Annotated in this window: 20 protein-coding genes; 11 read left to right on the top strand and 9 right to left on the bottom strand. The window is 72.8% G+C overall.

Annotated features, from left to right (window positions below; all coding sequences use genetic code 11):
* Nucleotides 1–9: 9 nt before the first annotated feature.
* The 5 genes from ABFY07_RS33125 to ABFY07_RS33105 form a co-directional block, all read right to left on the bottom strand.
* Nucleotides 10–783, bottom strand: a complete 774-nt coding sequence (locus ABFY07_RS33125; RefSeq protein WP_346178028.1) for a succinate dehydrogenase iron-sulfur subunit — start codon at nucleotides 781–783, stop codon at nucleotides 10–12.
* Nucleotides 783–2,537 (bottom strand): succinate dehydrogenase flavoprotein subunit, encoded by a 1,755-nt coding sequence (sdhA, locus tag ABFY07_RS33120; protein ID WP_065960672.1) that lies wholly within the window; start codon nucleotides 2,535–2,537, stop codon nucleotides 783–785. Before sdhA ends, ABFY07_RS33125 begins: the two co-directional genes overlap by 1 nt.
* 24 nt (nucleotides 2,538–2,561) lie before the next feature.
* The gene (locus tag ABFY07_RS33115; protein WP_346178027.1) at nucleotides 2,562–3,032 is read right to left on the bottom strand and encodes a succinate dehydrogenase hydrophobic membrane anchor subunit; all 471 of its coding nucleotides are present in this window, start codon (nucleotides 3,030–3,032) and stop codon (nucleotides 2,562–2,564) included.
* A 5-nt stretch (nucleotides 3,033–3,037) separates the two neighbouring features.
* Nucleotides 3,038–3,418, bottom strand: coding sequence for a succinate dehydrogenase, cytochrome b556 subunit (gene sdhC, locus ABFY07_RS33110; protein WP_076972214.1), 381 nt, complete (start codon nucleotides 3,416–3,418; stop codon nucleotides 3,038–3,040).
* A 156-nt stretch (nucleotides 3,419–3,574) separates the two neighbouring features.
* On the bottom strand, nucleotides 3,575–4,201 hold the full coding sequence (locus ABFY07_RS33105; RefSeq protein WP_346178026.1) for a 2-oxo-4-hydroxy-4-carboxy-5-ureidoimidazoline decarboxylase: 627 nt from the start codon (nucleotides 4,199–4,201) through the stop codon (nucleotides 3,575–3,577).
* Nucleotides 4,202–4,571: 370 nt separating this feature from the next.
* Here ABFY07_RS33105 and ABFY07_RS33100 point away from each other — a divergent pair, with 370 nt between their 5' ends.
* The 4 genes from ABFY07_RS33100 to ABFY07_RS33085 all read left to right on the top strand — a co-directional run bounded on the left by ABFY07_RS33100 (nucleotide 4,572) and on the right by ABFY07_RS33085 (nucleotide 9,683).
* Nucleotides 4,572–6,299, top strand: coding sequence for a beta-N-acetylhexosaminidase (locus ABFY07_RS33100; protein ID WP_346178025.1), 1,728 nt, complete (start codon nucleotides 4,572–4,574; stop codon nucleotides 6,297–6,299).
* A gap of 315 nt (nucleotides 6,300–6,614) precedes the next feature.
* Complete coding sequence (locus ABFY07_RS33095; RefSeq protein WP_346178024.1) at nucleotides 6,615–7,649, top strand: DUF4328 domain-containing protein; 1,035 nt, start codon at nucleotides 6,615–6,617, stop codon at nucleotides 7,647–7,649.
* Between the two features lie 55 nt (nucleotides 7,650–7,704).
* A complete protein-coding gene (locus ABFY07_RS33090; protein ID WP_346178046.1) occupies nucleotides 7,705–8,370 on the top strand; it encodes an RNA polymerase sigma factor in 666 nt (221 codons plus the stop codon).
* The gene (locus tag ABFY07_RS33085) at nucleotides 8,370–9,683 is read left to right on the top strand and encodes a hypothetical protein (RefSeq protein ID WP_346178023.1); all 1,314 of its coding nucleotides are present in this window, start codon (nucleotides 8,370–8,372) and stop codon (nucleotides 9,681–9,683) included. Before ABFY07_RS33090 ends, ABFY07_RS33085 begins: the two co-directional genes overlap by 1 nt.
* Before the next feature lie 167 nt (nucleotides 9,684–9,850).
* Here ABFY07_RS33085 and ABFY07_RS33080 read toward each other — a convergent pair whose 3' ends face one another.
* Entirely contained in the window at nucleotides 9,851–10,732 is an 882-nt protein-coding gene (locus ABFY07_RS33080) for a L,D-transpeptidase family protein (RefSeq protein ID WP_346178022.1), read from the bottom strand.
* A 158-nt stretch (nucleotides 10,733–10,890) separates the two neighbouring features.
* Here ABFY07_RS33080 and ABFY07_RS33075 point away from each other — a divergent pair, with 158 nt between their 5' ends.
* Nucleotides 10,891–12,480 (top strand): acyl-CoA mutase large subunit family protein, encoded by a 1,590-nt coding sequence (locus tag ABFY07_RS33075; RefSeq protein WP_346178021.1) that lies wholly within the window; start codon nucleotides 10,891–10,893, stop codon nucleotides 12,478–12,480.
* A 64-nt stretch (nucleotides 12,481–12,544) separates the two neighbouring features.
* Here ABFY07_RS33075 and ABFY07_RS33070 read toward each other — a convergent pair whose 3' ends face one another.
* Nucleotides 12,545–13,276, bottom strand: a complete 732-nt coding sequence (locus tag ABFY07_RS33070) for a B3/B4 domain-containing protein (RefSeq protein WP_346178020.1) — start codon at nucleotides 13,274–13,276, stop codon at nucleotides 12,545–12,547.
* 195 nt (nucleotides 13,277–13,471) lie between these two features.
* Between ABFY07_RS33070 and ABFY07_RS33065 the strand changes: the two genes are divergently transcribed.
* Entirely contained in the window at nucleotides 13,472–14,215 is a 744-nt protein-coding gene (locus tag ABFY07_RS33065; RefSeq protein WP_346178019.1) for an alpha/beta hydrolase, read from the top strand.
* Here the strand turns inward: ABFY07_RS33065 and ABFY07_RS33060 are convergent.
* Nucleotides 14,190–14,330 (bottom strand): SCO1431 family membrane protein, encoded by a 141-nt coding sequence (locus tag ABFY07_RS33060; RefSeq protein ID WP_104531262.1) that lies wholly within the window; start codon nucleotides 14,328–14,330, stop codon nucleotides 14,190–14,192. The two genes, ABFY07_RS33065 and ABFY07_RS33060, sit on opposite strands and share 26 nt — an antisense overlap.
* Nucleotides 14,331–14,490: 160 nt before the next feature.
* Here ABFY07_RS33060 and ABFY07_RS33055 point away from each other — a divergent pair, with 160 nt between their 5' ends.
* Entirely contained in the window at nucleotides 14,491–15,912 is a 1,422-nt protein-coding gene (locus tag ABFY07_RS33055; protein ID WP_346178018.1) for an amidase, read from the top strand.
* Between the two features lie 95 nt (nucleotides 15,913–16,007).
* On the opposite strand, the gene ABFY07_RS33050 is transcribed toward ABFY07_RS33055, so the two are convergent.
* Nucleotides 16,008–16,709: a FadR/GntR family transcriptional regulator gene (locus tag ABFY07_RS33050; protein ID WP_346178017.1), complete on the bottom strand. Its 702-nt coding sequence runs from the start codon at nucleotides 16,707–16,709 to the stop codon at nucleotides 16,008–16,010.
* Between the two features lie 155 nt (nucleotides 16,710–16,864).
* Here ABFY07_RS33050 and ABFY07_RS33045 point away from each other — a divergent pair, with 155 nt between their 5' ends.
* From ABFY07_RS33045 to ABFY07_RS33030, 4 genes are all read left to right on the top strand, one after another.
* The gene (locus tag ABFY07_RS33045; protein ID WP_346178016.1) at nucleotides 16,865–17,377 is read left to right on the top strand and encodes a gluconokinase; all 513 of its coding nucleotides are present in this window, start codon (nucleotides 16,865–16,867) and stop codon (nucleotides 17,375–17,377) included.
* Nucleotides 17,378–17,417: 40 nt separating this feature from the next.
* Complete coding sequence (locus ABFY07_RS33040) at nucleotides 17,418–18,815, top strand: GntT/GntP/DsdX family permease (RefSeq protein WP_346178015.1); 1,398 nt, start codon at nucleotides 17,418–17,420, stop codon at nucleotides 18,813–18,815.
* 55 nt (nucleotides 18,816–18,870) lie between these two features.
* A complete protein-coding gene (locus ABFY07_RS33035; RefSeq protein ID WP_346178014.1) occupies nucleotides 18,871–19,674 on the top strand; it encodes an SDR family oxidoreductase in 804 nt (267 codons plus the stop codon).
* Nucleotides 19,675–19,772: 98 nt separating this feature from the next.
* The gene (locus ABFY07_RS33030) at nucleotides 19,773–20,807 is read left to right on the top strand and encodes an L-idonate 5-dehydrogenase (protein WP_346178045.1); all 1,035 of its coding nucleotides are present in this window, start codon (nucleotides 19,773–19,775) and stop codon (nucleotides 20,805–20,807) included.
* The last annotated feature ends 53 nt before the right edge of the window (nucleotides 20,808–20,860 follow it).

Here is a 20,860-nt window from a genome sequence, read left to right as displayed (position 1 = left end):
GCCCGGGGCTCAGAAGCGCCGCGTGATCAGCGCGCGCTTCACCTCCTGGATGGCCTTGGTGACCTCGATGCCGCGCGGGCAGGCCTCGGTGCAGTTGAAGGTGGTGCGGCAGCGCCAGACGCCGTCCTTGTCGTTCAGGATCTCCAGACGCTGCTCACCGCCCTCGTCACGCGAGTCGAAGATGAAGCGGTGCGCGTTGACGATCGCCGCCGGGCCGAAGTACTGGCCGTCGTTCCAGAACACCGGGCACGAGGAGGTGCACGCGGCGCACAGGATGCACTTGGTGGTGTCGTCGAAGCGCTCGCGGTCCTCGGCGGACTGCCGGCGCTCGCGGGTCGGCTCGTTGCCCGTCGTGATCAGGAAGGGCATCACATCGCGGTACGCCTGGAAGAACGGCTCCATGTCCACGACCAGGTCCTTGAGGACCGTGAGGCCCTTTATCGCCTCGACCGTGATGGGCTTCTCAGGGTTGATGTCCTTGATCAGCGTCTTGCAGGCCAGCCGGTTGCGGCCGTTGATCCGCATGGCGTCGGAGCCGCAGATGCCGTGGGCGCAGGAGCGGCGGAAGGTCAGGGTGCCGTCCAGATCCCACTTGATCTTGTGGAGCCCGTCGAGGACGCGCTCCTTCGGGTCGATCTCGAGCTGGAAGTCCTCCCAGTACGACTGGTCGGAGACCTCCGGGTTGAAGCGGCGGATCCGGAAGGTGACCGTGATCAGGTGCGAAGCGGTGGCCGCGGCCGCCTCCGGAGCCTCGGAGGGCTTGTCAAGCGTCGGGGTGCTCATCAGTACTTACGCTCCATCGGCTGGTAGCGGGTCTGCACGACCGGCTTGTAGTCGAGGCGGATGGACTCGGAACCGTCGGCGCCCACTTCGCGGTACGCCATGGTGTGGCGCATGAAGTTGACGTCGTCGCGGTTCGGGTAGTCCTCGCGGTAGTGGCCGCCGCGCGACTCCTTGCGGGCCAGGGCGGAGACGGCCATGACCTCGGCCAGGTCGAGCAGGTTGCCCAGCTCGATCGCCTCCAGCAGGTCGGTGTTGAACCGCTTGCCCTTGTCCTGGACGCTGATGTTCTTGTAGCGCTCGCGCAGGTGGCCGATCTCCTCGACGGCCTCCTTCAGCGTCTGCTCGGTCCGGAAGACCATGACGTTCTTGTCCATGGTCTCCTGCAGCGCCTTGCGGACCTCGGCGACCCGCTCGCTGCCGGTGGCGTTCCTCAGCCCCTCGACCTGGCTCTGGACGAACTGGGCCGGGTCCTCGGGCAGCTCGACGTAGTCGTTCCCGGCGGCGAACTCCGCGGCGGCGATGCCCGCCCGGCGGCCGAAGACGTTGATGTCGAGGAGCGAGTTGGTGCCCAGGCGGTTGGCGCCGTGCACGGACACACAGGCGACCTCGCCCGCCGCGTACAGGCCCGGCACGACGGTGTCGTTGTCGGACAGCACCTCGCCCTGGACGTTGGTCGGGATGCCGCCCATCGTGTAGTGCGCGGTCGGCTGGATCGGGATCGGGTCCGTGTAGGGCTCGATGCCCAGGTACGTCCGGGCGAACTCGGTGATGTCGGGCAGCTTGGCGTCCAGCTGCTCCGGCGGCAGGTGGGTCAGGTCCAGGTAGACGTGGTCGCCCTCGGGACCGCAGCCGCGGCCCTCCCGGATCTCGGTGTAGATGGAGCGGGAGACCACGTCGCGGGAGGCGAGGTCCTTCATGACCGGCGCGTACTTCTCCATGAAGCGCTCGCCGTCCTTGTTGCGCAGGATGCCGCCCTCACCGCGGGCGCCCTCGGTGAGCAGGATGCCCATGCGCCAGATGCCGGTCGGGTGGAACTGGAAGAACTCCATGTCCTCCAGCGGCAGCCCGCGCCGGTAGGCGACCGCCTGGCCGTCACCGGTCAGGGTGTGGGCGTTGGAGGTCACCTTGAAGAACTTGCCGCAGCCGCCCGAGGCGAAGACCACGGCCTTCGCCTGGAAGACGTGGATCTCGCCGGTCGCCAGCTCGTACGCCACCACACCCGCGGTGCGCTTGACGCCGTCGACCTCGTTGAGCAGCAGGTCCAGGACGTAGAACTCGTTGAAGAACTCCACGCCCTCCTTGACGCAGTTCTGGTACAGCGTCTGGAGGATCATGTGGCCGGTGCGGTCCGAGGCGTAGCAGGACCGGCGGACCGGGGCCTCGCCGTGGTTACGGCTGTGGCCGCCGAAGCGGCGCTGGTCGATGGTGCCGTCCGGGGTCCGGTTGAACGGCAGGCCCATCTTCTCCAGGTCGAGGACCGAGTCGATGGCCTCCTTCGCCAGGATCTCGGCGGCGTCCTGGTCGACCAGGTAGTCGCCGCCCTTGATCGTGTCGAAGGTGTGCCACTCCCAGTTGTCCTCCTCGACGTTCGCGAGGGCGGCGGCCATGCCGCCCTGGGCGGCGCCGGTGTGGGAGCGGGTCGGGTAGAGCTTGGTCAGCACCGCGGTGCGGCTGCGCTTCGTCGACTCGATGGCCGCGCGCATCCCGGCGCCGCCGGCGCCGACGATGACGGTGTCGTACTTGTGGATCTTCATGAGTGGATACCTCAGCCCCGGGGCCTAGCGGATGTTCGGGTCGAAGGTGAAGATCACCAGAGTGCCGAGCACGATGGTGAACCCTGCCGCCGTGTAGAGCAGCGCCTTCAGCCACAGGCGGGTGTTGTCCCGCTCCGCGTAGTCGTTGATGATCGTGCGCAGGCCGTTCGCGCCGTGCAGCGTGGCGAGCCACAGCATGATCAGGTCCCATGCCTGCCAGAACGGCGAGGCCCAGCGGCCGGCCACGAAGGCGAAGCCGATCTTGGAGACGCCGCCGTCGAGGACGAGCTGGATCAGCAGGTGGCCCAGGACGAGCACGACCAGCAGGACGCCGGACAGCCGCATGAACAGCCATCCGTACATCTCGAAGTTGGTGCGAGTCGCCTTCGGCGTCTTGCGGGTGCGGGCCCGCGGCGGCTCGATCAGCGGCGCGGGGTGGTCCACGTCGTACTGGTGGACGCCGTTGTTCGCGGGGGTGGTGGTCTCGGCGGACATCTGCGTCAGCTCCCGAACAGCTCGCGCAGGGTGTGCTGCAGGACCGGGTAGAACGCCCCGGCCATCAGCACCACCCAGATACCGACAACGCTCCACAACATCTGCCGCTGGTACTTCGGGCCCTTCGACCAGAAGTCCACGGCGATGACGCGCAGGCCGTTGAGGGCGTGGAACAGGATGGCGGCCACCAGGCCGTACTCCATCACGTTCACGATCGGATTCTTGTATGTCGCGACGACGTCGTCATAAGCCTCGGGCGACACACGGACGAGCGAGGTGTCCAGGACATGGACGAACAGGAAGAAGAAGATGAGGACGCCGGTGACTCGGTGAGCCACCCAGGACCACATGCCTTCCCGGCCGCGATACAGCGTTCCAGCCGGCACGGAAAACCCTCCGGAAACGGGGATTGGGGCCTGCCGGCTTCTGTCGGTCGGGCCCGGCCGGGTACGGTCCACCGGCCCTGGCCATCGTAGCGACGTGTTGTCGGTTCGCTCGCGCGGGGGGCGCCAGTGTGATCGATCAGGCACAAACGAGCGGGATCAGGCGGGACGGAACCCCTTGATTCCGGACACCTGCTTGATTCCGGACACCTGCGGATGGCCCGCGATCAGCCGGGCGAGTCGGCCACGGGCGATGCGCCGCAGCTCCTCGGCCGCCTGTACCCGCTCGGCGTCCTTCTCGTTGTCCAGCCGGGCGTGGATCTCCGCCAGCACCCGGTCCCGCATCTCGGCGGGGTGCAGCCCGTCCAGGCAGATCACGAAGACATGGCCGAAACGGCGCTGGTACTCGGCGTGAGCGGCCCGCAGCGCGGTGTGCGCGGCCCGCGCCCCCGGCCCGTCGGCCGCCGGCAGCCGCCCGACCACCGCCTCGCCCGCGAGGGCCTCGTCCAGATCGGCGGCGGTGAGGTCGTAGCTGGCCTCGTCGCCGGCCGCGAGCAGCGCGTCGAGATCCGGATAGGGGCGGTGCGCCGCGATCAGCCGCGCCCAGCGGCGGCTGCCGCAGCAGGCGAGCAGCGCGTCCTCGGCGGCGCCGGGCGGGGCCGCGTTGAGCCGGTCGAGTCGGGCGGCGCCGATCCGGCCGGGCGCGACGGGGGCGCGCTGGGCGGGCGGCCGGGAGGGGCGAAGCGTGGGCGGGGTACGCGGGGAGTCGCTGGGCCTGGACAGCATGGGCTCCTTGGACGCGCGTGGCGGGAATGAGGGGTGCGAGCGGTACAAGGGTTCGAACGGTGACTCGGGTGATGTGGGTGATGTGGGTGATCCGGGAAGGTATGGGGTGCCTGGGGTTGAAGTGGTGCGATCGGCAGTTCAAGGTAACGATATGGGTCAGTCACTGTCCGGTGGATGTGCGAAATTCACCCGGAGGTGGTGGTTTCGTGGCGTGCGGTGGACGCCGTGGCGCTCGGGACCGGAGGCCGCCTCATGAGGCCCGCGCCATGACGGCCGCCCAATGAGACCCGCGCCATGAGATCCGCGCCATGAGACCCGCGCCATGAGATCCGCGCCATGACGTCCGCGCCATGAGAAAGGGGCCCGTGCCATGGGATTGCCTCATATAGGCCGGCCGACTCGGCCAGGCCGGCCGAGTCGGCTGAGGCGGCCGGGGCGCCCGGCGCGGCGTACGGCCGGCGGGGCGGCGGCCGGACGCGGCGCGCTCACCGCCCTCGTCGCGGCCCTCGCCCTGGTCACCGGCTGCCAGCAGCAGGGCGGCGAGGGCCGGCACCCGTCCGCGTCCAGCCCGCGCCCGACCGGCACCGCCACCACCACCGGCCGCCCCACGCCCACCACCCCCCGCCCCACGACCACCGCGCCCCGGCCCCCGGCCAGCCCCACCGGCCTCTCCGCCGCGCCCCGCACCATCCCCTCCGTGCGGGACTACACCCCACAGGCCGGTCCCGGCTGGCGGCCCGGGTCGGGCAGCCGCGTCGTCGCCGACCCCCGCGGCCCGCTCGCCGACGAGGCGGCGCTGACCGCCCGCGAGCTGGGCCTGCGCGTCAGCGCCGGCCCCGCCCGCCGCGGCGACCTGGAGCTGGCCCTGAACCCCCGGCAGAGCGGCGGCGGCGAGGCGTACGTGCTCACCGTGCGCGACGGCAGGGCCCGGATCACCGGCTCCGCCGACGCCGGCGTCTTCTACGGCACCCGGACCGTCAGGCAGGCGCTGCGCTCCGGCGGCAGGCTGCCCCAGGGCGTCATCCGCGACCGGCCCGACCGCCCGCAGCGCGGCCTCAACCTCGACATCGCCCGCAAGTACTTCCCGGCCTCGTGGATCGAGGCCCGGCTGCGTGAGATGGCCGACCTCAAGCTCAACCAGCTCGGTCTGCACTTCTCCGACGACCAGGCCTTCCGCATCCAGAGCAGCTCCCACCCGGAGATCGTCGCGCCGCGGCACCTCACCAAGCGGGAGGTGCGCCGGATCGTGAGCCTCGCCCGGAGCCTGCACATCACCGTCATCCCCGAGATCGACTCGCCCGGCCACCTCGGCGCCGTCATCCGCGCCCACCCCTCGCTTCAGCTGCGCACCGGGAAGGGGCTCGCCTTCCGGGGCGCGGTGGACATCTCCAACCCGGCCGCCGCGCGGATCGTGGACGACCTGATGCGCGAGTTCGCGCCACTGTTCCCCGGCCCGTACTGGCACCTGGGCGGCGACGAGTACGGAGCGCTGATGTCGCGGAACCCGGAGGCCACCTATCCGGCCCTGGCCACCGCGGCCCGGCTGGCGTACGGGCCCAGGGGGCGCATCCAGGACCTGGCCACCGCCTGGCTCAACGCCCGCGCGGCCGTGGCGCGCGAGCTGGGCAAGCGGCCCAAGGCGTGGAACGACGGCTTCTACTCCGGCGGCGTCGTCGCCCCCGACCGGGGCATCGAGGTCGAGTACTGGACGGGACGGGAGAGCGGCGCGCGGCCGCCGATCGAGTACCTGCGCGAGGGACGCACGGTGGTCAACCTCAACGACGAGTACCTCTATTACGTACTGGGGCAGCCGAACAACTTCCGCTACCCGACCGGCGAACGTATATACGAGCAGTGGTCCCCGGCGGTGCTCCGCGGCACCCGGCCCGTACCGGACGCAACGCTGACCGGGCCGTCCCGAGTGCCGGGCGCCCGCTTCGCGGTGTGGTGCGACATCCCCGACGCGCAGACGCCCGCCCAGGTCGCCCACGGCATCAGGCTGCCGCTCGCGGCGCTCGCGCAGCGGCTGTGGGATCCCGGGAAGCCGCCCCTGAGCTGGAAGGAATTCACCGCGCTCAGCGACCGGCTGACGAGCTGAGCCGCGCGGACCCGGGCCCGGAGGAGGGACGGCCGGGGCCGCCACCCCCCACAGGAGAGGCCCCGGCCGCCGTCCGGTGCGGGCCCCCGAGGGACCCGTACTCCCTACAGCGTCGCACGCCCCGATCGCGTCACACCTCCCCCGGCGGGAGGCCGGACGGGAACCGGGGAACCCCGGGTCGTGTCCGGGGCCCGGCCCCGCTCTGGACGTGACCGGGCGGATCCCCGTAACGTGCAGGTCCGCGCCGTGGGCGCGGTGTGTTGTTTATTCCTTGCGTGGCTGAGACTGGGCCACGTTTCCAGGGGGACTCCAAAAATGTATCCGTGTGGGAACTGCCGAGCAGCGGCCGTCGGCCCCGACGGGCGCTGCGCCGCATGCGGGACCTACCAGCAACAGCTCCAGCAGCCGCCGCCCCCGCAGCCCCAGCCGCATGTCCCGCCCCAGCAGGCGCCCATGCCGGCCGCGCCGCCGTCGCCGCTCGCCTACCCGTCCGCCCCGCCCCTGGGGATGCCGGCCGGCGGAGTGGACCTGCGACGCGGGCTGTCGACCGCGCTGGTGGTGCTCCTCGGAGTGACCGTAGCCGCGCTGATTCTGGCGTTCGTCGGACGGGCGGGCCAGTACAGCGTGTATTCGGACATCGCCGACGGGGCGACCGTGACCGGGAAGACCATTGATGAAGCCAACGACGCCGATGACTTCGCCGTGGTCACGTTCTACCTCTCCACGGCGGTCATGATCGCGGTCACCGTGGTCTGGCCGATCTGGTTCCGCCGACTGCGGCTGAACGCCGAGGTGTACGCGCCCGGGCAGCACCGGTTCGGCAGTGGCTGGGCCGCCGGATCCTGGTTCACCCCGGTCGTCCAACTGTGGTTCCCCAAGCAGATCGCGAACGACATCTGGCGAGCCAGTTCCCCGCAGGGGCCGCAGAACGTACGGCGCGGCCTGCTCAACGGGTGGTGGGTGACGTGGATCGTCAGCATCGTGATGTTCCTCGCCGGCCTGGTGGAGTTCGGGAAGGCCAACGGGAAGGCACACGACGAAGGTCTCAGCGAGTTCAACGGGCACATCGACGACATGGCGTCGGGGCTCGCCATGATCATGTTCGCGTATCTCGTCACCATCGCCGCGGCCATCCTCGCGCTGCTGCTCGTCCGGCAGATCACCGCGATGCAGGAGCAGCGCGCCTCGCTTCCGCCGCAGCCCGGCGGGGCGGCCCCGTACGGCGCGCCCGCTGCTCCGTACGGCGCGCCCGCCGCCCCGTACGGGACGCCGCCGCCCTACGGCCCGCCCGGCCCCGCCGGTCCCGCCGGTCCCGCGGACCAGCCGTACCCGCCCTATGGCCACGGCTAGCCTCGGCTTCGGCATCGCTGGACCTCCGTTTCTCCGAGTGGGGCAGGTAGAGGGCGTGCAGGGGGACGACGCGGAACTGACCGCCGCGGTGCGCGCGGCGCAGGACGGGGACGAGACCGCTTTCCGGACCGTGTACCGAGCGGTCCACCCCCGCCTCCTGGGGTACGTACGGACGCTGGTCGGCGACGGTGACGCGGAGGACATCGCCTCCGAGGCCTGGCTCCAGATAGCCCGCGACCTGGTCAGGTTCAGCGGAGACGCGGACCGCTTCCGCGGCTGGGCGGCGCGCATAGCCCGCAACCGGGCGCTCGACCACATACGCATGCGCGGGCGGCGCCCGGCGATCGGGGGCGACGAGACGGAGCTGGAGGGCCGGGCGTCCGAGGCGGACACGGCGGGCGAGGCGCTGGAGGCGCTCGGCACCGACCGCGCCCTCGAGCTCGTGGCCCAGCTGCCGCGGGACCAGGCCGAGGCGGTGGTGTTGCGGGTGGTCCTCGGGCTCGACGCCAAGAGCGCGGCCGCGGTGCTCGGCAAACGCCCCGGCGCGGTGCGCACCGCCGCCCACCGGGGCCTGCGGCGACTGGCCGATCTGCTGGACGCGGGGGGCGGGGCCGACCAAGGGGTACTGGACGGGATCCCGCTCCAGCGGGAGTCACGCAGAGGGACCGCGAGGTCCGCCGGTGTGACGGATTCCGGCGGCCCGACGCAGAAGGACATGTGATGGCCGACGACCACCGCTACAGCTGGCTGGATGACGATGCGGCGGAGCGGTTGCTTCGTGGGGAGCCGGCCTGGGCAGGACCCGGCGACTCCGACGGCGGGCGAAACGGCCGGTCGGACCCGTCGCGGGAGGAAGCGGAGCGGCTGGCCGCCGTGCTCGGTGCCGTGGCCGAGGCGTCCCGCCCGGCGGCGGGCGGCGCGGCCGACGGCCAGGCGTCCCTCCCGGGCGAGGAGGCGGCGGTGGCCGCGTTCCGCGCGGCGCGGGCCGAGCAGGCCGAGCGCGCGCAGCGGGCGGGGCGGACCGGCCGGGGCGTACGGTTCGGCGCCGGCGGCGGCTCGGACACCCATGGGGTGTTCCGGATGGCGCGACCGTCGGGCGAGCCGGGCGGGCAGGCGCGACTGCGCCGACCGCTGCACGCGGGACTGGTCGCCGCGCTGGCCGGCTGCGCGCTCAGCGGATTCGCGGTCGCGACGGCCGCGGGGGTGCTGCCTTTCGGCCGGCACGACGGTGCGCCAGGGCCCACGGTGAGCATGCCCGCCGGCGGCGCCACCGGCGAGAGATCGGCCGCGCCCCAGATCTCCCCGGACAGCCGGACGCCGCCCGGAACGGGTGGATCGGCCGACCACGATTCCGGCGGCGGCGTCTCCCGGGGCGGCGACGGCTCGCGGACGTCCCCGGGCCACGGGGCCGGGGACGAGGGCACGGACGCCGATGAGGACAAGGACAAGGACAAGGGCAAGGGCGCGGACGACTCCGCGTCGCAGGGCTCGCCCGGTGCCAGTGGGAAGGGCTGGGCGCTCACCGTCTGCCGCCAGTACCTGGCCGCGGAGAGCGGCGACGCCGCGGCCATCGAGGCCAAGGACCTGCGCAAGCTGGAGAAGGCGGCGGGCAGCCCGACGGCGATACACAGCTACTGCGCCGCGGTCGTCGACGACGCCGGCAGCGAGGGCACCCCGCGCAGCGGCGACAACAGCGGCAGCAACAGCGGCGACAACAGCGGCGGTCAGGGCGGCGACTCCGGCAACAGCGGCCACGGCGACGACGGGACCGGCCCGGGAAAAGAGGACGGGGGCACCGGCACTGACGGTGTCCCGGCGCCCCCGCCGCCCCCGCCCCCGTCCGACCCGGTGACCCCCGACGCGGACCCGGTGACCCCCGACACCGATGGGGTGCCCCCCGACACCGACCCCGTGGCACCCACCGCCACGGGCGCGGCGTCCACCGCCGCCGCGACGACGGCGGCCGCGGGCGACACCGCGAGGAACGGCATCCGGAATCCGGGTGTGACATTTTCTTCGAGGGTGACGCTGTAAGAAACAGGCCGACTGGTCATCGGCCCCGCGCGGGAGCCGAGGTTCCCCCCGTACCGACGGCTCCGCGCCCATGGCGCGGGCAGGGCACGTTCCCCCGGCCCTGCCCGCGCCCTTCTCGTAGCCCCATGGCCCGTCTCATGACCCCATGGCCTGCCCTCCGGCCGGGCCTACTTGTAGACCACGACCTTGTCACCCGTCCGGACCTGGTCGAAGAGCGCGGCGATCCGGCCCTTGTCCCGCACGTTGACGCAGCCGTGCGAGGCGCCGCTGTAGCCCCGGGCGGCGAAGTCCGCCGAGTAGTGCACCGCCTGGCCGCCGCTGAAGAACATCGCGTACGGCATCGGGGTGTGGTAGATCGTCGAGACGTGGTCGCGGCTCTTGAAGTCGACCTGGAACAGCCCCTCCCGCGTCGGCGTGTACTGCGAGCCGAACCGCACGTCCATCGCCGAGACCACCTTGCCGTTGATCATCCAGGCGAGGGTGCGGCTCGTCTTGCTGATGCACAGCACCCGCCCCGTCATACAGCGCGGGTCGGGCTTGGCGAGCGGGTTGGCGGTCGGCGGGTACAGCTCGTCGCGCGTGGGCCGCTTGGTGGCGGTGCGCAGGGAGTTCCAGGTGCGGCTGTCGACCGAGCCGGTGGCCGACAGGCCGTGGGCGCGCTGGTAGGCCTGGACCGAGGAGCGGGTGACCGTGCCGAAATAGCCGGTCGGATTGCGGTCGAAGAGGCCCAGCCGGCGCAGCCGCGCCTGTAGCTCGCGCACCCGCTCGCCGCTCGTGCCGAAGGCGATCACGGCGGCCGGCGCGGGCGGGGCGGCCCGGCGGGGCGGCACGGGCCGGTGCGTGCGGCGCGGCTTGTACGACGGCTTGTGCCAGGTCCGGTGCGGCCGGGGCGACGGTGCGGCATGGGCGGGCGCGCCCGCGCTCTGCCGCGCCTCGGGCCTCGCGCGGGAGTGCCCCGCACCGGCCACGCCCTGCTCCCTGCACCCCGCGACCAGCGTGGCCAGCACCGCCGTGGCGAGCGCCGTACCGGCCACCGATATCCGGTGCATCTCCCCGACCCCCAGTCCCCGCCCCTCGGCGGCGCCCGCCGTTCGCTGTTCGCTTTCGCTATCCGTCTTCCATGCTTCCCGGGGCTGCCGCGCGGCGAACATCGGCGCATGCTGTGAGGAGGACCCACGGCCACCGGAGCGGCAGGAGGCGTGAACCCATGGCGCGCGAGTCGGAGTCGGGCTTTACCGTCGAGCCGGTGTACGGGCCGGGTGACCCGGCCGGCTGGGACCCGGAGGAGGCCCTGGGCGAGCCGGGGGCCTACCCCTACACGCGGGGCGTCTATCCCTCGATGTACACCGGCCGCCCCTGGACGGTGCGCCAGTACGCGGGGTTCGGCACCGCCGCCGAGTCCAACGCCCGCTACCGCCGGCTCATCGAGCACGGCACCACGGGCCTGTCCGTGGCCTTCGACCTGCCCACCCAGATGGGCTACGACTCCGACGCCACCCTCGCGCACGGCGAGGTCGGCAAGGTCGGCGTCGCCATCGACTCGATCGAGGACATGCGGACGCTGTTCGCGGGCATCCCCCTGGACCGGGTCTCGACCTCCATGACCATCAACGCCCCCGCGGCCCTGCTGCTCCTGCTCTACCAACTCGTCGGCGAGGAGCAGGGCGTGGCGGCCCGCGACCTGACCGGCACCATCCAGAACGACGTGCTCAAGGAGTACATCGCGCGCGGCACGTACATCTTCCCGCCGGGCCCCTCCCTGCGGCTGGTCGCGGACGTCTTCAAGTACTGCAGGGCCGAGATCCCCCGCTGGAACACCATCTCCATCTCCGGCTACCACATGGCGGAGGCGGGCGCCTCGCCCGCGCAGGAGATCGCCTTCACGCTGGCCGACGGCATCGAGTACGTCCGTACGGCCCTCGCCGCCGGCATGGCGGTCGACGACTTCGCGCCCCGCCTGTCGTTCTTCTTCGTCGCCCGGACGACCCTCCTGGAGGAGGCCGCCAAGTTCCGGGCGGCGCGCCGCATCTGGGCGCGGGTCATGCGCGAGGAGTTCGGCGCCCGCGACCCGAAGTCGCAGATGCTGCGCTTCCACACCCAGACGGCGGGCGTCCAGCTCACCGCGCAGCAGCCCGAGCTGAACCTCGTGCGGGTCGCGGTCCAGGGGCTCGCCGCGATCCTCGGCGGCACCCAGTCCCTGCACACCAACGCCTTCGACGAGGCCATCGCGCTGCCGACCGACAAGTCCGCCCGCCTCGCGCTGCGCACCCAGCAGGTGCTGGCGCACGAGACGGACGTGACCGCCACCGTCGACCCGCTCGCCGGCTCGTACGCCGTCGAGTCGCTGACGGACGCCGTCGAGGCCGCCGCGGTCGATCTGATGCGGCGGGTGGAGGACCTGGGCGGGGCGGTGGCCGCCATCGAACAGGGCTTCCAGAAGGAGGAGATCGAGCGCAACGCCTACCGCATCGCCCAGGAGACGGAAGCGGGCGAGCGGGTGGTCGTCGGCGTCAACCGCTTCCGGCTGGACGAGGAGGAGCCGTACGAGCCGCTGCGGGTGGACCCGGCCATCGAGGAGCGGCAGCGGGACCGGCTGGCCAGGCTGCGTGCCGAGCGCGACGGCGGTGCGGTGAGCACGGCCCTGTCGGCGTTGAGGAAGGCCGCCGAGAGCGAGGCGGGGGCGGCCAACGTCCTCTACCCGATGAAGGACGCGCTCGCCGCCCGCGCCACGCTGGGGGAGGTCTGCGACGCGCTGCGGGACGTATGGGGCACGTATGTCCCCGCCAAGTCCTTCTGACCGGGTGGCGGTTTCCGGTCTGCTTTCCGGATCGGGTCGGGGACCACGTAACCACGTACAGGGCCTAGCCCGCGACCGCCTCGGACGCGCCCGTGACCTGGCGCGAGTGGATCCGTACGCCCGGGCAGCCGTCCGTCAGGGCCGTGGCGAGCGCCTCCCCGGCGGCCGTCAGGGCGGCGTCGTCCAGGGGGCCGAGCGCGTCGAGGACGAACATGGCGCGGGTGGTGGTGTGGGTCAGCCGGGTGCGGGTGCACTGGCGCCAGTTCCAGCGGCGGCAGGTGACCCCGGCGTCGTCGCGCCAGACCACCTCGCCGGGCGCGGGGTGCTCGACGACGGCCTCGCCGCCGGCCGTGGTCTCGAAGGTCTCGTCACCGGTGGCGCGGACCAGGCGCGCCGGTCCCGCGTAGTGGTCGAGGTCCTCGCCGCCGAGCGGCAGGACATGCGCGACGGAGATCGCGTTGTAGATGTCGGTGAGCCGGTCGACCCGGGGGAGCCCGGCGGGCGCCCGCCGCAGCAGCGCCTCCGCGCTGGGCCGCGTGCGCTGCGGCTTCGCCCCGAAGGCGCGGAACGCCTCCCGCCAGGCGGCGATGTGCGGGTGCTGCTCCGCGGGCCCGTCGCCCAGCAGCTCGCGGGCCGTGGACTCCGCCGCGGCGAGCATGCCCTCGCTGAACTCGTCGCTGGGCCCGGGGCGCAGCCCCTCGGCGGTGATGAGGAGCGCGCGGTAGTCGGGGCGCAGCGCGACTACCGCGGGGTCGATGGCGGCCGAGTCGAGCCATTGCGCTGCGTCGAGTGTCACGGTTCTCCCTGGAGGTCGGTGAGGGTCTCGGGGGGCGGCCCCATAGTTCACTAAACCATACAGTGGAGTGCAGTGGAGTGGACGAGCCCGTGGGGTGGAGGGACCCGCGTCGCCGGGCAAGGTGGACCCAGGTCCACCCGAAGACGGCGGGCTCCCCACATGGTGGTGGGCGGCCGGACGCGGAATGCTCGACACATGACGACCTACACCGTCGGCCGTGGGCCGCACCGCAGCGAACCGACCGCCTCCGCCCCGCTCGCCGCCCCCGCCTTACGGGCCGTGGCGGCGCCGACGGGTCCGCACCCCGTCGGCACGATCTCCGTGCACCTGGCCGACTGCCACCGGCCCGCCCCGGGGGGCGCGGCGAAGCCGTCCCGCGAGCTGAGGGTCGACGTCCGCTACCCTGCCCGTGAGGTCGAGCGGTACGAGCGGGCCCCGGGGGCCGCCGCCCACCAGGACGCCCCGCCCGCGCTGGACCCGAGCGGCCCGCGGCCCGTGGTGCTCTGCTCTCCCGGCGCCGGCGAGGCGCGTGCGGAGCGCACTCGGCTCGCCGACGAACTGGCCTCGCACGGCTATGTGGTGGTGGTCCTCGACCACGGCGACGACGCGCGGTCGGCCGGGTCCCCGCAGGGCCGGGCGGCGGACGTCCGGTTCGCGCTCGACCAGCTCGTGTCGCTCGCCCCCGGCGTCCTGGACCTGTCCCGGATCGGGCTGTTCGGCGGGTCCGCGGGCTGCCCGGCGGATCTGGCGCCCCTGTACGACGACCCGAGGATCACGGCGATCGCCGATCTGGACGGGCGTGGCGCCGATCCGGACGGAGATCCGGCGGCGGCTCGGACCGAAGGCCCGCGGGCGCCGCTCGTGGCGTTCTTCGACCGCCGGCTGCGCGGCCGCGAGGAGCCCGCGCTCGTGGCTACAGCAGCCCGAGCTGGACGGTGAGCATCGCGATGACGACGGCCAGCACCCAGCCGAGGACGGCCTCCAGCGGCCCGTCGTCGGAGGGTCCGCCGGTCCGGAACCGGAAACGAACACGGCGTGCCGCGATGTCGGTCATGCGGGTGTCCTTCTCACTCGGCGATGATCGGCATGAGGCAGCCGTCACCCAGCCCCAGGGTGCGCGCAAGCGCCCCGTGCGGTAAAGGGGGAGTGGCCGAACTCACGTGACCGGTCCCAGCCCCGCCGGGGGCGGGCGAAGCGAGTCGAGGAGGTCCGCCGTGACCAGCGTCATCCCGAAAGGCTTGAGTGAGCAGGTCAAAGCGCTGGCCGACGGTGAGGTGTCCTCCCGCGCGCTGGTCGAGCGGGCGCTGGACCGCATCGCCGCGACCCAGGGGACCCTCAACGCCTTCCGCCGGGTACGGGCCGAGGCGGCGCTGTGCGAGGCCGACGAGGCCGACCGGCTGCTGGCGGCCGGGCGGCGGCTGCCGCTGCTGGGGGTGCCCATCGCGGTCAAGGACGACGCGGACGTGGCGGGCGAGCCGACCGCCTTCGGGTGCTGCGGGGAGTTCCCGCCCAAGACGGAGGACTGCGAGGCGGTGCGGCGGCTGCGGGCGGCCGGGGCCGTCGTCGTGGGCAAGACGAACACCCCCGAGCTGGGGCAGTGGCCGTTCACCGAGGGCCCCGCCTTCGGCCTGACGCGCAACCCCTGGAACCCCGAGTACACGCCGGGCGGCTCCTCCGGAGGGGCCGCGGCCGCCGTCGCCGCGGGCCTGGTGCCCGCCGCGCTGGGCTCGGACGGGGCGGGCTCGGTCCGTATCCCGGCCGCCTGGACGCATCTGATCGGCATCAAGCCGCAGCGCGGCCGGATCTCCACCTGGCCGGACCCCGAGGCGTTCCACGGCATCACCTGCAACGGCCCCCTCGCCCGCACGGTCGAGGACGCGGCCCTGCTGCTGCACGCCGCGAGCGGCAACTGCCCGGGCGATCTGCACCAGCCGCCGCCGGTGGACGTGCTGTCCGCCGTGCGCCGCGACCCGGGGCGGCTGCGTATCGCGCTCTCCCTCAAGCCCGCCTTCACCGGGACCCCCAAGCAGCTCGACCCGGTCGTCCGGGCCGCCGTCCTGCGCCTCGCCGAGCGGCTGACCGCCCTGGGGCACGAGGTCGCGGAGGCCGAGCCGCGCTACGGGGTCGGGGTCGGCCTGTCCTTCCTGCCGCGGGCGATGGCGGGCCTGTGGGAGTGGTCCGCCCACGTCCCGGACCGCACCCTGCTCGACGTACGCACCCTCACCGCCGTCCGGCACGGCCGGCTCCTGGGCGGCGGGCCGCTGCGGCTGGCCCGGGCCGCCGAGGGGCCGCTGCGGCGCCGGGTCGGGGAGATCTTCTCGCGCGAGGGGTTCGACGTGGTGCTGTCCCCGACGACCGCGACCCCGCCGCTGCGCATCGGGGCCATGGCCGAGTTGAACGGCTGGCACACCGACCGGGCGGTGATCGCGGCCTGCCCCTACGCCTGGCCGTGGAACGTCCTGGGGTGGCCGGGCGTGAACGTCCCCATGGGATTCGCCGACGAGGAGGGCACGCTCCCGCTGGGCGCCCAGCTGCTCGGCCCGGCCAACAGCGAACCGCGGCTGATCTCGCTCGCCGCGCAGCTGGAGGCCGACCAGCGGTGGTACGAGCGCTGGCCGGCCGGGGCGCACCGGTGACTTCGCGGTGAGTACGAGACGGCGACACGCCGTCGCTTGGGCGTGTCGCCGTCTCATACTCACCACAAGTCGTCGGCTACGGCGCCACAAGTCGGCTACGGCGCCAGGATGTCCAGCTCCCGCAGTGCGCCGACGGTGATCTCCCGGGTGCACGCCTCCGCCCGGGCCGCGTCCCGCGCCCGTACGGCCTCGGCGACCCGCACGTGCAGCGTGACCGCCTCCGGGTCGGGGTCGCTGAACATCACCTGGTGCTCGGTGCGGCCCGTGAGCACCTCCGCGACCACGTCGCCGAGCCGCGCGAACATCTCGTTGCCCGAGGCCCTGAGGATCACCCGGTGGAACGCGATGTCGTGGACCAGGTAGGCGGCGAGCTGCTGGCCGCGCGAGGTGGCCACCATGTTGAGGGCGTGCTCGGTGAGTTCGGCGCACTGCTCGGGCGTGGCGTGCTCGGCGGCCAGGGCGGCGGCGGCCGGTTCGATGGCGGAGCGCAGCGCGGTCAGTGAGCGCAGCTGGCGCGGCCGGTCGGCGCCCGCCAGCCGCCAGCGGATGACCTGCGGGTCGAAGACGTCCCACTCCTCGGCGGGCCGCACCGTGACCCCGACCCGGCGGCGGGACTCCACGAGGTGCATGGACTCCAGCACGCGCACCACCTCCCGGACGACGGTGCGGGAGACGTCGAAGCGCTTCTCCAGCTCGTCCGTGCGCAAAACCGTGCCCGGCGGGTAGTCGCCCGCTGTGATCGCGGGCCCGAGGGATGCCAGCACGCGTGCGTGCAGTCCCCGCCCCTGGTTGTCCATGGGCTCAGCCTACGTGCCCGGCAGTGAACCAAATAAGTATGACTTTTAAGTCACAGGCTCTTGAATACGTCGTACCTGTGGGGTTGAGTGTGCCGCGGCGCCGAGGTCGAGGCCGTGTCGAAGAAGACAGCGCCGGAGCAGACAGCGAGGTATCGATGCAGACCCCCCAGGTTGTCGTCGTCATGGGAGTGTCCGGTACGGGCAAGTCCACGATCGGCGAGCTGCTGGCAGCCGAGCTCGGCGTCCCGTACGCCGAGGCCGACGACTTCCACCCCCCGGCCAACATCGCCAAGATGTCGGCCGGCACCCCGCTCGACGACGACGACCGCCGGCCGTGGCTGGACGCCATAGGCGTGTGGGCCCATGAGCACCGCGCGGGCGGCGGGGTCGTCAGCTGCTCCGCGCTCAAGCGCGCCTACCGCGACCGGCTCCGCGCGGCCGCCCCCGACCTCTTCTTCCTCCACCTCACCGGTGATCGCGAGCAGATCGCCGAGCGGCTGGAGGCCCGCAAGGGCCACTTCTTCAAGCGCGGTCTGCTCGATTCGCAGTTCGCCACCCTGGAGCCGCTGCAGCCGGACGAGAACGGCGTGGCGGTGGACATCACCCCCAAGCCCGAGGCCATCACCGAGCAGGCCGTCGCCGCGCTGCGGCGGGCCCGGGCCCGGTAGCCGGTACGCACGCACGCTACGCACGTAAGGAAGCCACTCCGTGACCAGACTCAGCGTCGAGATGCTGGCAGCGGACACCGCCGACCCGATCACGTCGGCCGGTCACGCACAGCTGGGCATCGCCGTCCTCGTCGGCATCGCCGTCATCGTCCTTCTCATCACCAAGTTCAAGCTGCATGCCTTCCTGTCGCTGACCATCGGCTCCCTGGCCCTCGGCGCCGCCGCAGCCGCGCCGCTGGACAAGACAATCGCCAGCTTCACGGCCGGGCTCGGCAGCACGGTCGCGGGCGTCGGCGTGCTGATCGCGCTCGGCGCCATCCTCGGCAAGCTCCTGGCCGACTCCGGGGGCGCCGACCAGATCGTCGACACGATCCTCGCGAAGGCGAGCGACCGCACCATGCCGTGGGCGATGGCGCTGATCGCGGGGATCATCGGGCTTCCGCTCTTCTTCGAGGTCGGCATGGTGCTGCTGATCCCGGTCGTGCTGCTGGTCGCCAAGCGCGGCAACTACTCGCTGATGCGCATCGGCATCCCGGCCCTGGCCGGCCTGTCCGTCATGCACGGTCTGGTGCCGCCGCACCCCGGCCCGCTCGCCGCGATCGACGCGGTCAAGGCCAACCTGGGCGTCACCCTGGCGCTCGGCGTGCTGGTCGCGCTGCCCACCGTCGTGATCGCCGGGCCGCTCTTCTCGCGCGTCGCCTCCCGCTGGGTGGACGTCACACCGCCGGACCGGCTCATACCGGCCCGCCCCTCCGAGGAGCTGGAGCGCCGCCCCGGGTTCGGGGTCACCGTGGCCACGGTGCTGCTGCCCGTCGTGCTGATGCTCGGCAAGGCGCTCGTCGACATCGTCGTGGACGACCCGGCCAACGGCGTCCAGCGGGTCGCGGACGTCGTCGGCTCGCCGCTGATCGCGCTGCTGGCGGCCGTCGTCGTCGGCATGTTCACCCTCGGCCGGGCGGCGGGCTTCGCCAAGGAGCGGCTCTCGTCCACCGTCGAGACCTCGCTCGCCCCCATCGCCGGGATCCTGCTGATAGTCGGCGCGGGCGGCGGCTTCAAGCAGACGCTGATCGACATCGGCGTCGGTCAGATGATCATGGACTTCTCCAAGGACTGGAACGTCTCCGCGCTGCTGCTCGCCTGGCTGATCGCGGTCGGCATCCGGCTGGCGACCGGCTCGGCGACCGTCGCCACGATCTCCGCCGCCGGCCTGATGGCCCCGCTCGCGGCCGACATGAGCACCACGCACACCGCGCTGCTCGTCCTCGCCATCGGCGCCGGGTCGCTGTTCTTCAGCCATGTCAACGACGCCGGGTTCTGGCTGGTCAAGGAGTACTTCGGGATGAGCGTCGGGCAGACCGTGCGGACCTGGTCGGTGATGGAGACCATCATCTCCGTCGTCTCGATCGGCTTCGTCCTGCTGCTCTCGCTGGTCATCTAGCTCACCTGGCGCCCCTAGCTCACCCAGCGCACCTAGCCATCGGGACACGTACGCCATGACGACACATCCGCTCTTCGACATCGCCGGCCGCACCGCCCTCGTCACCGGCTCCAGCCGGGGCATCGGCCACGCCCTCGCCCGCGGCCTGCTGGAGGCCGGCTGCACGGTGGTCCTCAACGGCCGCGACCCGGAGCGGCTGAAGGCCGCGGCGGCCGAACTCACCGAGGCCGCCGCGGCGCAGGCCGGACCCGCGGCAGTCCACACCGCGGCCGTCCACACCGCCGCCTTCGACGTGACCGACGGGCCCTCCGTCGCCGCCGGGATCGCCGAGGTCGAGGAGCGGGTCGGCCCGCTCGACATCCTGGTCAACAACGCGGGCATGCAGAACCGCGCCCCGCTGCTGGAGTTCACCGACGCCGACTGGCACCGGATCCTGGACACCAACCTCACCAGCGCCTTCCTGGTGGGCCGGGAGGCCGCCCGGCGGATGACCGAGCGCGGACACGGCAAGATCGTCAACATCTGCTCGCTGCAGAGCGAGGTGGCGCGCCCCGGCATCGCCCCCTACGCGGCGACCAAGGGCGCGCTCAAGATGCTCACCAAGGGCATGTGCGCCGACTGGGGCCCGTACGGGATCCAGGTCAACGGACTGGGCCCCGGCTACATCGAGACGGAGCTGACCCGGCCGCTCGTCGAGGACGAGAAGTTCAGCGCGTGGGTGCGCGGGCGGACCCCGGCGGGCCGCTGGGGGCGGGCCGAGGATCTGGTCGGGGCGCTGCTGTATCTCGCGTCCCCGGCGGCGGACTTCGTGAGCGGTCAGGTCCTGTACGTGGACGGCGGCATGACGAGCGTGCTCTGAGGATCGAGGCGCTGAGGCTCTGAGCACGGCGATTCCGGGACGAGGCGATTCCGGGACGCGGCAATTCATGGGACACGGAGAGGGTGTGGGTGGAGCGAATGGTGCTGGGCTGTGTGATCCATGGACAGGGCGATCTGCGGGTCGATGACCTCCCCGAGCCGAGCCCGGCTCCCGGGCAGGCCGTCGTCGCGGTCCGCTACGGCGGCATCTGCGGATCCGATCTGCACTACCACCGGCATGGCGGGGTCGGCGACTTCCGCCTGACCGAGCCGATGGTGCTCGGCCACGAGGTCGTCGGCACGGTCGTCGGATACGGCGAGGGCGCGGGCGGACCCGCGCCCGGCACGCCCGTCGCCGTCCACCCGGCCACGCCCTGCGGGGAGTGCCCCGAGTGCGCGGACGGCCGGGCCAACGTCTGCCGCGACACCCGCTATCTGGGCAGCGCCGCGCGGACCCCGCACGTCCAGGGCGGCTTCGCGGCCCGTATCGCCGTCCCGGCGGCGCAGCTGCGGCCCCTGCCCGAGGGCCTCGACCTGCGCCGCGCCGCGCTCGCGGAGCCGCTCTCGGTCGGCCTCCACGCGGTACGGCGGGCCGGGGACCTCACGGGCCGTCATGTGCTGGTCACGGGCGCCGGGCCGATCGGCTGCCTGGTGGTGGCAGCCGCCCGCGCGGCGGGCGCGGCGAAGATCACCGTGACCGATCTGCTGCCGCGCGCCCTGGAGTTCGCGGCCTCGGCCGGCGCCACCGCCGTCGTACGGGCCGACGACCCGGCCGACCCGAACTGGCCGGCCGACGAGGTGGACGTGGCGATCGAGGCCTCCGGCGTGGCGGCCGGCCTGGACACCTGTCTGCGGCGGATCCGGCGCGGCGGCGTCGTCGTCCAGCTGGGCATGCTGCCGCCCGGGGAGAGCCCGTTCGCGGGGAACCTGCTGGTCAGCCGGGAGATCGAGCTTCGCGGGGCGTTCCGCTTCCACGCGGAGTTCGACGACGCCCTGCGGCTGCTGGCCGCCGAGCCGTCCCTGGAGTCGCTGATCAGCGCGGTCCGGCCGGTACGGGAGGCGGCCGACGCCTTCGCCCTGGCCGCCGACCGCGGCCGCTCCTGCAAGGTGCTGCTGGACTTCGGGGCGGAGTAGGGGCGGAGCAGGGGCGGCCGGGCGCGCTCTTGCGGTGTGTCTTGCGGTGCGTC

Origin of the sequence: Streptomyces sparsogenes subsp. cuspidosporus, assembly GCF_039532705.1 — a bacterium.
In the GTDB taxonomy this organism is placed as follows: Bacteria; Actinomycetota; Actinomycetes; order Streptomycetales; family Streptomycetaceae; genus Streptomyces; species Streptomyces sparsogenes.
The sequence above is the reverse complement of the archived record's forward strand: the minus strand, read 5'-3'. Positions and strand labels throughout refer to the sequence as shown.

Bases quoted from the DNA above. Each gene is read 5' to 3' on its own strand.
- ABFY07_RS33125 (WP_346178028.1), bottom strand. From the start codon at position 783: ATGAGCACCCCGACGCTTGACAAGCCCTCCGAGGCTCCGGAGGCGGCC.
- ABFY07_RS33115 (WP_346178027.1), bottom strand. From the start codon at position 3,032: ATGTCCGCCGAGACCACCACCCCCGCGAACAACGGCGTCCACCAGTAC.
- sdhA (WP_065960672.1), bottom strand. From the start codon at position 2,537: ATGAAGATCCACAAGTACGACACCGTCATCGTCGGCGCCGGCGGCGCC.
- ABFY07_RS33065 (WP_346178019.1), top strand. From the start codon at position 13,472: ATGACGACCTACACCGTCGGCCGTGGGCCGCACCGCAGCGAACCGACC.
- ABFY07_RS33075 (WP_346178021.1), top strand. From the start codon at position 10,891: ATGGCGCGCGAGTCGGAGTCGGGCTTTACCGTCGAGCCGGTGTACGGG.
- ABFY07_RS33035 (WP_346178014.1), top strand. From the start codon at position 18,871: ATGACGACACATCCGCTCTTCGACATCGCCGGCCGCACCGCCCTCGTC.
- ABFY07_RS33060 (WP_104531262.1), bottom strand. From the start codon at position 14,330: ATGACCGACATCGCGGCACGCCGTGTTCGTTTCCGGTTCCGGACCGGC.
- ABFY07_RS33030 (WP_346178045.1), top strand. From the start codon at position 19,773: ATGGTGCTGGGCTGTGTGATCCATGGACAGGGCGATCTGCGGGTCGAT.
- ABFY07_RS33100 (WP_346178025.1), top strand. From the start codon at position 4,572: ATGGGATTGCCTCATATAGGCCGGCCGACTCGGCCAGGCCGGCCGAGT.
- ABFY07_RS33050 (WP_346178017.1), bottom strand. From the start codon at position 16,709: ATGGACAACCAGGGGCGGGGACTGCACGCACGCGTGCTGGCATCCCTC.
- ABFY07_RS33095 (WP_346178024.1), top strand. From the start codon at position 6,615: ATGTATCCGTGTGGGAACTGCCGAGCAGCGGCCGTCGGCCCCGACGGG.
- ABFY07_RS33080 (WP_346178022.1), bottom strand. From the start codon at position 10,732: ATGCACCGGATATCGGTGGCCGGTACGGCGCTCGCCACGGCGGTGCTG.
- ABFY07_RS33045 (WP_346178016.1), top strand. From the start codon at position 16,865: ATGCAGACCCCCCAGGTTGTCGTCGTCATGGGAGTGTCCGGTACGGGC.
- ABFY07_RS33105 (WP_346178026.1), bottom strand. From the start codon at position 4,201: ATGCTGTCCAGGCCCAGCGACTCCCCGCGTACCCCGCCCACGCTTCGC.
- ABFY07_RS33085 (WP_346178023.1), top strand. From the start codon at position 8,370: ATGGCCGACGACCACCGCTACAGCTGGCTGGATGACGATGCGGCGGAG.